Raw genomic sequence first — 12289 nt, forward strand, 5'->3', positions numbered from 1 at the left:
GCCCCTAGGGCCAGGGCGGGCCCGGAGACCGACCCGAGTGGCCCTCCGTCCGCTCAGGACGTCGCCAGGATCCCCGTGTGAATCACCGTGCCCGCGCACGCGTTGGGCACGGTCACCGATGCCGTGGCCGAGCCCGTCTCCGCCGTGTTGGAGACCAGGACGCTGCCGCCTGCCACCCCGTCCTCGGTCACGAGCTGGGCCGAGGTGCCGCCGCCCGTCTCGGTGGAGGTGCCGCCGGTGTCGGTGGTCCCCTCCGTGGGGGACGGGTCCGGTGAGGGCTCCGAGGTGGTCGGACAGGTCTCCGAGGGAATCCAGGCGAACTTCACCACGTACGAGGCGCCCGGCTGGACGACCAGGGAGGTGACCTCGGTGGCCGGGTCGGGCAGCCCGCTGGCCGCGTCGCCCGACACATGGGTCGCCACGCCGAGCTTGGCCTGGTCCGCCGCCTCCTGCGCGGTCGCGTTCACGGTGCCCGCGCCGGTGACCGTGCAGGCGGTGGTGGAGATGTTCGAGACGGTGAAGGAGCCGTAGACCGCGCCGGTGGACTCCGGGGTGCCGAGGGTGCTGCCGGCCGAGCCGAGCTGCGCCGCCGTACACGCGGTCGCGACCGCCGTCGAGGCGGTCGGCTCGGCGCCGCCCGTGGTGGCCCCGCCGCCGGCGCCCTTGCCCTTGTCCGGGGTGCCCTTCTGGTCGCCCTTGCCCTTGCCTCCCGAGGTGCCGGAGGAGCCGCCCGCCACCTTCCCGTCGCCACCGTCGGTGCCCTTGCCCTGGCCCGCGCCGCCCTGCGCCTGCGAGCTGTTGGCCGCTATGGACGGGTCGGCGTTCGAGCCGGTGGAGTTCGAGACGTGCACGAGGGCGGGGACGGCGGTGCCGATGAAGAGCGCGGCGGCCGCCATGCCGACGAGGGCCTGGCGCTTACGGGCCCGCCTGGCCGGTACCGCACGGCGCAGGTGCTCCAGCGTGCCGTCGGTGGGCTCGATCTCCTCGACCGCCTGGTGCAGCAGCCGGCGCAGGGCCAGCTCGTCAGAACCGAGCCCGTCGGGTCCCGGTCCGTCGGGGCGGTGTCCGTCGGGGCCGTCGTTCACAGTTCCGTTCCCAGCATGCTGCTCGTGCTCGTCTTCGTGGGGCGTGGGCCGCTTCGTCGGCTCGTGCCACTCGTAGCGTTCGTGTCGGTCATGGGTGTCACGTCGCTCGCTCATGCCGGGGCCTCCATGGCGACACGGAGCGCCGCGATGCCGCGCGAGCCGTACGCCTTCACCGACCCGAGCGATATCCCGAGGGTCTCGGCGACCTGCGCCTCGGTCATGTCCGCGAAATAGCGCAGGACCAGGACCTCGCGCTGGCGGCGCTGGAGTCCCTTCATGGCCTTGATCAGCGCGTCCCGCTCCAACTGGTCGTACGCGCCTTCCTCGGCGCTCGCCATGTCGGGCATCGGCTTCGACAGGAGCTTGAGCCCCAGGATGCGCCGGCGCAGGGCGGAGCGCGAGAGGTTCACGACGGTCTGGCGCAGATACGCCAGCGTCTTCTCGGGTTCGCGGACGCGCTTGCGCGCCGAGTGCACCCGGATGAAGGCCTCCTGGACGACGTCCTCGCAGGAGGCGGTGTCGTCGAGCAGGAGCGCCGCGAGGCCCAGGAGCGACCGGTAGTGGGCGCGGTAGGTCTCGGTGAGATGGTCGACGGTGGTGCCCGCCGCCAGGCTGTCCTCAGCACCGTCGCGCTGGTTCGGTATGCGGGCGGGCCGCGCTGCGGGCATGGGCGCGATCACCGGCATGCCGCCGGGCGCGCCGGGGCTGCGGAGACGGCGGGGTGGACGGAGGGCTGTGCCCCTCGTCTGTACCGCGGTGAATTCGAGTACCTCTGCCACGCCAGTTGGACACGCGTCCCCCCGAGAGGGTTGTACGCGTCAGGCATCGCTTTTGCGTCAGGCACCCCGTTTGACAATGCGTCAAATGCCCTCATGCATACCAGCTCATCCCCTATGCCCCAAATGCCATACCGCTTCGGCCGCCCCTGAATGGCGACCGCAAAGACGCTCCCCGCCCTCCGCACGGTTGCGGAGGACGGGGAGTGAAATCTTCGAACGCCGAGTGGTCCGGACACAAGTGGTCCGGACCATTACTCGGGCCACAGAACTGACACAGATCCTACAAACGAATCCCCCGACGGCCACCGAGATTCCGGCAGCCGGACACTCTGAACGCAGAACCTGCGGCCCCCCGTGCACGCCCGCACCACGGAACCGACGGCCCCGCGCGGATCCGGCCCGGAACGCAGAACCTACGCCCTGGTGATCTCCGCCGCCACCAACTCCGCGATCTGGGCGGTGTTCAGTGCAGCACCCTTGCGCAGGTTGTCGCCGCACACAAACAGTTCGAGGGCCGTCGAATCGTCGAGCGCCCGGCGCACCCGGCCCACCCAGGTCGGGTCGGTGCCCACCACGTCGGCTGGCGTGGGGAACTCACCGGCGGCGGGGTTGTCGAACAGCACGACCCCGGGCGCGGTGGCGAGGATCTCCCGCGCCTTGGCGACGGTGACCTCGTCCTGGAAGCGGGCGTGGACGGTCAGCGAGTGCGTGGTGACGACGGGGACGCGTACGCACGTCACCGCGATCCTGAGCGAGGGGAGCCCGAGGATCTTGCGGGTCTCGTTCCGTACCTTCATCTCCTCCGAGGACCAGCCGTCCTCGGCGAGGGACCCGGCCCACGGCACCACGTTCAGCGCCACCGGCTCCGGGAACGGTCCCGTCCGGTCCCCCACGGCCCGTCGTACGTCACCGGGGCTGGTGCCCAGTTCCGTACCGGCGACGAGCGACATCTGCAGGCGCAGGGTCTCGACGCCCGCCCGGCCCGCGCCGCTGACCGCCTGGTACGAGGAGACCACCAGCTCGCTCAGCCCGAACTCGGCGTGCAGCGCGCCGAGCGCCACGATCATGGAGAGGGTCGTGCAGTTCGGGTTGGAGATGATCCCGCGCGGGCGCACGCGCGCGGCGTGCGGATTGACCTCGGGGACGACGAGGGGCACCTCCGGGTCCATCCGGAAGGCGCCTGAGTTGTCCACGACGACCGCGCCCTTGGCGGCGGCGAGGGGCGCCCACTGAGCCGCCACCTCGTCCGGTACGTCGAACATGGCGACGTCGACCCCGTCGAAGGCCTCCTCCGACAGGGCCACCACCTCGACCTCCTCGCCGCGCACGGCCAGCTTGCGGCCGGCCGAGCGCGAGGAGGCGATCAGACGGATCTCGCCCCAGATGTCCGCGTGCTGGGACAGGATCTGGAGCATCACCGTGCCGACGGCTCCGGTCGCTCCCACGACCGCGAGCGTCGGTCCTGCGGACCCCTTGGGCCCCACGGACCAGGCCATCAGCGGCCGGTGCCTCCGTAGACGACGGCCTCGTCGCTGTCGGAGTCGAGTCCGAAGGCGGTGTGCACGGCGCGCACGGCCTCGTTGACGTCGTCGGCGCGGGTGACGACCGAGATACGGATCTCGGAAGTGGAGATCAGCTCGATGTTGACCCCGGCGTCGGACAGCGCCTCGAAGAAGCCGGCCGTGACGCCCGGGTTCGTCTTCATACCGGCCCCGACCAGCGAGATCTTGCCGATCTGGTCGTCGTAGCGCAGCGAGTCGAAGCCGATCACGCCCTTCGCCTTCTCCAGGGCGTCGATGGCCTTGCGGCCTTCGGTCTTGGGAAGGGTGAAGGAGATGTCCGTCAGCCCGGTGGAGGCGGCGGACACGTTCTGCACGACCATGTCGATGTTGATCTCGGCGTCGGCGATGGCGCGGAAGATCGAGGCGGCCTCGCCCGGCTTGTCCGGGACACCGACGACCGTGACCTTGGCCTCGGAGGTGTCGTGAGCGACACCGGAAATGATGGCCTGCTCCACCTTCTGGTCCCCTTGCTTGATCGGTGTGCTGCTGACCCAGGTGCCCTGGAGTCCGCTGAAGGACGAGCGCACGTGGATCGGGATGTTGTAACGGCGGGCGTACTCCACACAGCGGTGGAGCAGCACCTTGGAGCCGGAGGCGGCGAGCTCCAGCATGTCCTCGAAGGCGATCCAGTCGATCTTCTTCGCCCTCTTCACCACCCGCGGGTCGGCGGTGAACACGCCGTCCACGTCGGTGTAGATCTCGCAGACCTCGGCGTCCAGCGCGGCGGCGAGCGCCACGGCCGTGGTGTCGGATCCACCGCGCCCGAGCGTGGTGATGTCCTTCTTGTCCTGCGAGACGCCCTGGAACCCGGCGACGATGGCGATGTTGCCCTCGTCCAGGGCCGTGCGGATACGGCCGGGCGTGACGTCGATGATCCGCGCTTTGTTGTGGACCGAGTCGGTGATGACACCCGCCTGGCTGCCGGTGAACGACTGGGCGCTGTGGCCCAGGTTTTTGATCGCCATCGCCAGCAGGGCCATGGAGATCCGCTCTCCGGCGGTCAGCAGCATGTCGAACTCTCGTCCGCTGGGCATCGGAGATACCTGCTCGGCGAGATCGATCAGCTCGTCCGTCGTGTCGCCCATCGCGGAAACGACCACGACCACCTGGTGGCCGTTCTTCTTCGCTTCCACGATCCGCTTGGCGACGCGCTTGATGCCCTCGGCATCGGCTACGGAGGAGCCTCCGTACTTCTGCACGACAAGGCCCACGTGCGCTCCTCGCTCAATCCGTTTCTGCACCGCACAACTGCGGTCGGCTCAGTCTAACGAGCGGCCGGACATCCCTTCCGAAGTACCGCATCGTGAGATGTCCCGCTCACGAGGTGATCACTCCGGGATGTCAGGTCAGCAGGGCCGTCCGGCCGCTCCGACCGGCACCTGCCCGCACTCCCACCCCGCCACTCCGAAAGTGCCCCGTGTCACACGAGACCGCCGTGGCTCGACTTTCAAGCACCGGGTCCGGCTGTGCGCGCACCAGGTCCCCGTCGGGGTGGCCGGGCTCGGCGCGCCGGCGGCAGTCACACGAAATGGCGAGCCGTGTCGGCGAGCCACGGCGAGGGGTCACCGGGAGGCGTCGACTACCGTGCCGGCCAGGACAACTGGCCGCGAGGAGGGTTCCGTTGGAGCGTGTCGAGGGCGTGCGGGGTGCGATACGCCGGTGGTGGCCGGCGGCGGCCGCTCTGACGGTGACGCTGATCGGCTGCCTGCTGCTGGCCGGACAGATTCACCAACTCCAGCACGGGGACGCGGAGTTGACCGCTCTGCGTGGCCATGGGCGGCACACGTCGGCCCATGCGACGGTGCAGACCCTCTGCTCCTCCGGGGCGCGCGGCAGCACGGCTTGCGGGACGTCCTCGGTGTGGCTCGACTTCAAGGACGCCTCCGGCGACCCCGTCAGCGAGCCGGAGGACGCGATCGACGGCTCCCTCTACGTCCCGCACGGCACCCGGGACGCCGAGGGCCGGGTGGCGACGACGGTGGTCTACGACCCGTCGTCCCCGGACCTGGCACAGCCCGCCGGAGCCCTGGACCAGGGCGTCCTCGATCTGGCGACCCACCACTGGCTCGCGCTCACCTTCGCGCTCGCCCTGCTCGGCGGAGGCGTCACCGGCGCCGTCGCCGCGTGGCCGCAGCGCACGCGGCGATGAAGGCGGCGGCCGGAGTCACTTGACCGTCCGCAGCCCCAGCGGGCCCGCGATCTCCTCTGCCATGACCTTGCCGGCTTCCTCCGCGAGGGCGTCCTCGCCGAGGTCCTGGTCGGTGTCGAGGCCGTCGAGCTCTTCCAGCGGCTGGTTCAGGCGGACGTGGGCGACCACGGACTGGAGGGCGCGCAGGGTCGCGGAGGCGGTGGAGCCCCAGTTGGAGAAGTAGGAGAACTGCCACCACCAGAGGGCTTCCGTGGTGCGGCCCGCGCGGTAGTGGGCCATACCGTGGCGGAGGTCGGTGATGACGTCGGCCAGGTCGTCGGAGATACGGGCGGGGACCGGGGCCTTGCGCGGCTCGTAGGGGTCGAAGACCTCCGAGTACACGTCGATCGGCTCCAGCATCGTCGCCAGGCGCTCGCGGAGTTCGTCGACGTCCGGCTCCGGGCCCATGTCGGGCTCGTACCGCTCGTCGGGGAGGATGTCCTCGTGCGCGCCGAGACGGCCGCCGGCCAGCAGGAGCTGGGACACCTCGAGGAGGAGGAAGGGGACCGCCGAGTCGGGCTCGTCCCCCTTCGCCACCTCGGTGACGGCGACCAGGAAGCTCTCTACCTGGTCCGCGATCTGGACCACAAAGTCGTCGGGGTCCTGGCTGGTCGCGTGCAGCGTGGCGTCAGACATCTAGGAGTCGTCTCCCCTCGAAGGCGCGTCCGAGCGTGACCTCGTCCGCGTATTCCAGGTCGCCGCCCACAGGGAGGCCGCTGGCCAGGCGGGTGACCTTGAGGCCCATGGGCTTGATCATGCGGGCGAGATACGTGGCCGTGGCCTCGCCCTCCAGGTTCGGGTCCGTGGCGAGGATCAGCTCCGTGACCGTGCCGTCGGCCAGCCGCGCGAGGAGTTCTCTTATCCGCAGGTCGTCCGGGCCCACGCCCTCGATCGGGCTGATCGCTCCGCCGAGCACGTGGTACTTGCCGCGGAACTCCCGGGTGCGCTCGATCGCGACGACGTCCTTCGGCTCCTCGACCACGCAGATCACCGTCAGATCGCGGCGCGGGTCGCGGCAGATGTTGCACAGCTCCTCCTGCGCGACATTGCCGCAGGTCGCGCAGAAGCGGACCTTCGCCTTGACCTCCATGAGGCACTGCGCGAGACGCCGGACGTCCGTCGGCTCCGCCTGCAGGATGTGGAAGGCGATCCGCTGCGCGCTCTTGGGACCGACGCCGGGCAGCCGCCCCAGTTCGTCGATGAGGTCCTGGACCACGCCTTCGTACAACGGATTGCCTTTCCTGGGCTCCTGGATCCGGTGTTCCGGGTTCCGGGTTCCTGCCGCGTCCTTCGTCGTTCGTTCTGGTGCGTACGGTAGTTGGCCGCCGCCGGTCTTAGAAAGGCAGGCCGGGGATACCGCTACCGCCGCCGAGGCCCTGGGCGAGCGGGCCGAGCTTCTGCTGCTGGAGCGCCTGGGCGTTCTCGTTCGCCGCCTGGACGGCCGCGACGATCAGGTCGGCGAGGGTCTCGGTGTCCTCGGGGTCGACCGCCTTCGGGTCGATCACCAGGGCGCGGAGCTCCCCGGAGCCCGTCACGGTCGCCTTCACCAGACCGCCGCCCGCCTGGCCTTCCACCTCCGTGCGCGCCAGCTCCTCCTGCGCGTTCGCCAGGTCCTGCTGCATCTTCTGGGCCTGCTGGAGCAGCTGCTGCATGTTGGGCTGGCCACCACCGGGAATCACGATCGGTTCTCCTGGTTCTTACGGCTGTGTAGACCGGTTTTTTTTCTGTTCAGCACGAGCCTACGTGGTCGGCAGGCCCGTCGCCCCAGCACTCTTTCGAGTGAGACGGTCCGCAGTCCTATACCTGACCAAGACCCTCTTCCGGGCGGAAAAGCGGGGAAATCCGGGCCATCGCCACCCATTGGGCGGTAGGAAGGATGCGGCGCTTTTGCACCATGCGTCACGCGGCGTCACGCAATGTCATCAGCGTCACCACCGTCGTCAGTAGGGAGTGCCGGGTGAGCCAGCCGGAGATGCAGCCCGAGGGGCCGCCCCAGGACGAACCGGGCGACGGGGCGGCGGGGCTTCGGCCGGGTGACCTGACCGGTCGGCCGTTTCCGCTCGGGGACTGGGGCGAGCCCGCCGAGCGGCTCCACGAGCTGTACCGGTGGGTGGAGCGGGGCGCGCTCGAGACGGCTTCCTGGTATCTCGCGGACCGGGTGTGGAAGCGGTGGGGGGCGCGGGTGCTGCGGTGCGGGGCGGCGGCGGGGGCGGTGGCCGGGGCGGCACTGCCGCTGCTCGACCTCACCGGGGTGGTGGGCGGGGTCGCCGCCTGGGGGTATCTGGCGCTGCTGCTCGGGGTCGCGTGCGTGGCGGGGGACCGGTTCTTCGGGGTCACGTCCGGGTGGATAAGGGACGTGGCCACCGCGCAGGCCGTGCAGCGGCGGCTTCAGGTGTTGCAGTTCGACTGGGCGTCGGAGAGTGTGCGGGAGGTTCTGGGGCCTGCCGAGGGGACGGCGAGTGAGGCGGCGGAGCGGTGCCTCGGTGTGCTGCGGCGGTTCTCGGAGGACGTGACGGAACTGGTCCGGGCCGAGACGGCGGACTGGATGGTGGAGTTCCGGACCGGGCCCGCGCCGCTGGGGATCCAGTCGTCGGTGGTCGCCCCCCGGGCCGAGGGCATCCCGCCCGGGCGGCTCCCGCTGCCCCCGGGGACCCGGCCGAACATGCCTCGGCAGCGGCCGCCGGAGCCGCGGTGACCGGGGGTTTTCGCCCCCTCCGCCCCCTCCGCCCCTACCGTCCCCCAAGCTCTCGGCTCGGCTCGCGCAGGGACCCCCATCGCCCCTGGGGCTCTGCCCCCGGACCCCCGACTCGCACGGCCGCGCTCGCCCTCGAACGCCGGCCGGACTGAAGGACTTCAACGCCCCTTTTCTACAGGCGAGTTGACCTCAGTCGCTCTTCGTGTGCGCCAGCGCCTCAGTCGCTCTTCGTGTACGTCAGCGCCTCACCCGAGTCCTTGTTCACCCGGCGCAGTCGGCCGTCCGGGAGGAGCGTGACCTCGGAGGCGGCGCCCGGGCTGCAGGAGGTCGCGGGTCCGACGGTGACCACGGACGCGCTGATCTCCAGGGGGCCGTCGGAGGCCGGGGCCTCGGCCAGCTTGGCCTGGAAGACGCAGTGGTAGGTGCCGCTGCCGGCCGGTCCGTCCGCCGTGAGCGAGAGCACCGTGTCGCCCACCTCGCCCTGCTGGATGGTCAGTCGGCGGGAGTTGTGGCCGGTCGCGTTGTCGATACTGGCGTTCCAGGTCCCGAGGAACCCCTCCGGAACCGTCCCGCCCTGGGTCGCGGACGCCGACGCGCTGGGCGATTCGGACGTCGGGGACGGCTCCGACGAGCTCGGCCCCGGCGTCGTCGGCGCGCCGGAGGCCGACGCCGCCCCGGAGTCACCGTTCTTGCCGTCGCTCCCGCCGCCCTTCATCAGCGCGTACACGCTCCCGCCCGCGCCGAGCGCGACGACCAGGGCCACCACGATCAGGGCGGCGGTCGAGCGGCCGTTCCTGCGCGGAGGTCCGGGCTGGTGGGGGGCGCCTCCGGGACCGTACGGCGGGGTCGGGCCGCCCAGGCTGTACGGGGAAGGGGCGCCGCCCGGGCCGTACGGGGGCGTCGAGCCGTACGGGCCCGGCTGGCCCCAGCCCTGCTGCGGATAGCCGTACGCGGGGTGGGGCGTGCCCGGGCCGGACGGCTGGGGGTGCTGCTGGGGGTAGCCGTAGGCGGGGTGCTGGGGGGCGGGCGGAGCGGCGGGGGTCGGCGGAGGCGTCTGTCCCGCGCCCGCGATCATCGTCGGGAGGTGGTTGAGGGGGGCGGGTTGGCCCGGTGCGGGCGGGGTGGCCCCTCTGGCGCCCTCCTCGGCGGGGGCGTGCTCCGGGGATGCCTCGGACCGGGCGGGAGCGGACGGCACCGGGGTGGACGGCGCGGAGTCCGACGGCTCGGGGGCGGAGGGGGATGCGGCCGGGGGCTTGGAGAAGTCCGGGGTGGAGGCCGGAACGGGGGGCGCCGGCGGGTGGGCCGGCGCGCTCGGCACCGGAGTCGCACCCGCTGCCGACCGTTGCCCGTCCCCCTGCCCGTCGTCGGGGTTCTCCGTGTCGAGCAACTGAACGGCATGACGCCCGAGTTGGGCCACCAGCGCACTCGGCAGCCACGGGTCGCGGCTGCGGCCGTCCGAGACGGTGTCCTCCGCTCCGGTGCGTTCCAGGATCCGGTCGAGGGTGGGCCGGGCGGCGGGATCCTTGCGCAGGCACTCGCGTACGAGGTCGGCGAGGCCCTCGGGCAGGCCGGCGAGGTCGGGTTCCTCCTGGGCGATGCGGAACATCATCGCGTGCACACCGCTGTTGGTGGACCCGAAGGGAAGGGCGCCGGTGGCGGCGTACGCGAGGACCGAGCCGAGGCAGAAGACGTCGCACGCGGGCGTGATGCGGTCGCCGCGGACCTGCTCGGGGGCCATGAAACCGGGCGAGCCGACCAGCGCGCCGGTGCGCGTGAGACCGCCGTCGGTCACGGTCTCCAGGGCCCGGGCGATCCCGAAGTCGATGACGCGCGGGCCGTCGATCGTCACGAGCACGTTGGACGGCTTGAGGTCGCGGTGGATGAGCCCGGCGGCGTGGATGTCCTGGAGCGCGTGCGCGAGCCCGGCGGCGAGGATGCGGACGGACCGCTCGGGCAGCGGGCCGTGGTCGTGGCCCACCACCGCCTGAAGGCTGGGCCCCGCGACGTAACCGGTGGCCACCCACGGGATCTCGGCGTCGGTGTCGGCGTCGAGGACGGGTGCGGTCCAGTACCCGCCGACCCGCCGCGCGGCCCGCACCTCCTGCCGGAAGCGCGCCCGGAACTCCTCCTGCTCGGCGAGTTCCTCGCGGACCAGTTTGACGGCGACGGTGCGGCCCCGGTCGGAACGGGCGAGGTACACGTGCCCCATGCCGCCTGCGCCGAGGCGCGCCAACAGCCGATACGCCCCGATCTGCTGCGGATCCCCGGCCCCCAGCTTCTCCATGGCTGCGCCCACCCTCCCCCGTAACGGTGCAACAGACCGAGGATAGTGCCGCCCGTACGAGGAGGTGGATGGGGCGGTGTCTACGGTTCCGTAACAGCGTGTGCGGTTTCCGTGACAGACGCCCGGACCGGCAGACGTTCCAGCACCCGGGCGGTGGACCCGATGGCCAAGCCCGACAACCTGTCGCGGAATGCCCCGGACCACAGACAGGACGCCGATATCGCGTCCACTCCGTGGACATTTACGCTTCGGCGCATGACCCCTCAGCCCAACCCCCAGGTCGGCGCCGCCGTGAAGGCCGCGGACCGTGCGCATGTGTTCCACTCCTGGTCCGCGCAGGAGCTCATCGACCCGCTCGCCGTCGCCGGCGCGGAGGGGTCGTACTTCTGGGACTACGAAGGCAAGCGGTATCTGGACTTCACCAGCGGGCTCGTCTTCACCAACATCGGATACCAGCACCCGAAGGTCGTCGCCGCGATCCAGGAACAGGCCGCAACCCTGTCCACGTTCGCGCCCGCCTTCGCGATCGAGGCCCGTTCGGAGGCGGCCCGGCTGATCGCCGAGCGGACCCCGGGCGACCTGGACAAGATCTTCTTCACCAACGGTGGCGCGGAGGCCGTCGAGAACGCCACGCGCATGGCCCGGCTGCACACCGGCCGCCCGAAGGTGCTCTCCGCGTACCGCTCGTACCACGGGGCCACCTCCACCGCGATCAACCTCACCGGTGACCCGCGGCGCTGGCCGAACGACATCGGCGCCGCGGGTGTCGTCCACTTCTGGGCGCCCTTCCTCTACCGCTCCCCCTTCCACTCGGAGACCGAGCGGCAGGAGTGCGAGCGGGCGCTCCAGCACCTCGAGGACACCATCGCCTTCGAGGGTCCGGGGACCATCGCCGCCGTCATCCTGGAGACGATCCCGGGCACGGCGGGAATCATGATGCCGCCGGCCGGCTACCTGGCCGGAGTGCGGGAGATCTGCGACCGGTACGGGATCGTCTTCATCCTGGACGAGGTCATGGCCGGGTTCGGGCGGACGGGCGCCTGGTTCGCGGCGGACCACTACGACGTCACGCCGGACCTGATGACCTTCGCCAAGGGCGTGAACTCCGGGTACGTGCCGCTGGGCGGCGTCGCGATCTCGGGTGCGATCGCGGAGACCTTCGCGCGTCGGCCGTATCCCGGTGGGCTGACGTACTCCGGGCACCCGCTGGCCTGTGCCGCCGCCGTCGCGACGATCAACGTCATGGAGGAGGAGGACGTCGTCGGGCAGGCCGCGCGGATCGGGGAGTCGGTGATCGGCCCCGGCCTGCGGGAGCTGGCCTCCCGGCACCCCAGTGTGGGTGAGGTGCGCGGGACGGGGGTCTTCTGGGCCCTGGAGCTGGTGAAGGACCGGGAGACCCGGGAGCCGCTGGTTCCCTACAACGCGGCGGGTGAGGCGAACGCGCCCATGGCCGCGTTCGGGGCCGCCGCGAAGGCGCAGGGCCTGTGGCCCTTCATCAACATGAACCGGACCCACGTCGTCCCGCCGTGCAACATCACGGAGGCGGAGGCCAAGGAGGGCCTGGCTGCGCTGGACGAGGCGCTGGCCGTGGCGGACCAGCACACGGTGTGAGGCCGTAGGGGTTCTTCGTCCCCGCCGAAAGTTCGCGCAGTTCGCCGCGCCCGTTGTCCAGCGGCGCGGGGAACTGCGCGATCAG

11 protein-coding genes are annotated in these 12289 nt (G+C 71.4%); 3 read left to right on the forward strand and 8 right to left on the reverse strand.

Annotated features, from left to right (window positions below):
* Window positions 1-53: 53 nt before the first annotated feature.
* From ACFVXA_RS17930 to ACFVXA_RS17945, 4 genes are all read right to left on the reverse strand, one after another.
* Window positions 54-1199, reverse strand: coding sequence for a hypothetical protein (locus tag ACFVXA_RS17930; RefSeq protein WP_390025531.1), 1146 nt, complete (start codon window positions 1197-1199; stop codon window positions 54-56).
* Entirely contained in the window at window positions 1196-1771 is a 576-nt protein-coding gene (locus tag ACFVXA_RS17935; RefSeq protein ID WP_362027249.1) for a SigE family RNA polymerase sigma factor, read from the reverse strand. The genes ACFVXA_RS17930 and ACFVXA_RS17935 overlap by 4 nt, the downstream gene beginning before the upstream one ends.
* A gap of 506 nt (window positions 1772-2277) precedes the next feature.
* A complete protein-coding gene (locus tag ACFVXA_RS17940; protein ID WP_362027142.1) occupies window positions 2278-3360 on the reverse strand; it encodes an aspartate-semialdehyde dehydrogenase in 1083 nt (360 codons plus the stop codon).
* Window positions 3360-4637: an aspartate kinase gene (locus tag ACFVXA_RS17945; protein WP_362027145.1), complete on the reverse strand. Its 1278-nt coding sequence runs from the start codon at window positions 4635-4637 to the stop codon at window positions 3360-3362. Before ACFVXA_RS17945 ends, ACFVXA_RS17940 begins: the two co-directional genes overlap by 1 nt.
* Window positions 4638-5047: 410 nt before the next feature.
* Between ACFVXA_RS17945 and ACFVXA_RS17950 the strand changes: the two genes are divergently transcribed.
* Window positions 5048-5575, forward strand: a complete 528-nt coding sequence (locus ACFVXA_RS17950) for a hypothetical protein (protein WP_383743743.1) — start codon at window positions 5048-5050, stop codon at window positions 5573-5575.
* Between the two features lie 15 nt (window positions 5576-5590).
* Here ACFVXA_RS17950 and ACFVXA_RS17955 read toward each other — a convergent pair whose 3' ends face one another.
* From ACFVXA_RS17955 to ACFVXA_RS17965, 3 genes are all read right to left on the reverse strand, one after another.
* A complete protein-coding gene (locus tag ACFVXA_RS17955; RefSeq protein WP_362027151.1) occupies window positions 5591-6250 on the reverse strand; it encodes a DUF5063 domain-containing protein in 660 nt (219 codons plus the stop codon).
* Window positions 6243-6842: a recombination mediator RecR gene (gene recR, locus ACFVXA_RS17960; protein WP_351419838.1), complete on the reverse strand. Its 600-nt coding sequence runs from the start codon at window positions 6840-6842 to the stop codon at window positions 6243-6245. Before recR ends, ACFVXA_RS17955 begins: the two co-directional genes overlap by 8 nt.
* Window positions 6843-6948: 106 nt before the next feature.
* Entirely contained in the window at window positions 6949-7293 is a 345-nt protein-coding gene (locus ACFVXA_RS17965; protein ID WP_362027154.1) for a YbaB/EbfC family nucleoid-associated protein, read from the reverse strand.
* Between the two features lie 278 nt (window positions 7294-7571).
* Between ACFVXA_RS17965 and ACFVXA_RS17970 the strand changes: the two genes are divergently transcribed.
* The gene (locus ACFVXA_RS17970) at window positions 7572-8309 is read left to right on the forward strand and encodes an SLATT domain-containing protein (protein WP_362027157.1); all 738 of its coding nucleotides are present in this window, start codon (window positions 7572-7574) and stop codon (window positions 8307-8309) included.
* A 217-nt stretch (window positions 8310-8526) separates the two neighbouring features.
* Here the strand turns inward: ACFVXA_RS17970 and ACFVXA_RS17975 are convergent, their stop codons facing one another.
* Window positions 8527-10593: a protein kinase gene (locus ACFVXA_RS17975; RefSeq protein WP_390025533.1), complete on the reverse strand. Its 2067-nt coding sequence runs from the start codon at window positions 10591-10593 to the stop codon at window positions 8527-8529.
* A gap of 255 nt (window positions 10594-10848) precedes the next feature.
* Between ACFVXA_RS17975 and ACFVXA_RS17980 the strand changes: the two genes are divergently transcribed.
* On the forward strand, window positions 10849-12204 hold the full coding sequence (locus tag ACFVXA_RS17980; protein ID WP_390025535.1) for an aspartate aminotransferase family protein: 1356 nt from the start codon (window positions 10849-10851) through the stop codon (window positions 12202-12204).
* The last annotated feature ends 85 nt before the right edge of the window (window positions 12205-12289 follow it).

It is taken from the genome of Streptomyces sp. NPDC058246 (assembly GCF_042881985.1).
In the GTDB taxonomy this organism is placed as follows: Bacteria; Actinomycetota; Actinomycetes; order Streptomycetales; family Streptomycetaceae; genus Streptomyces.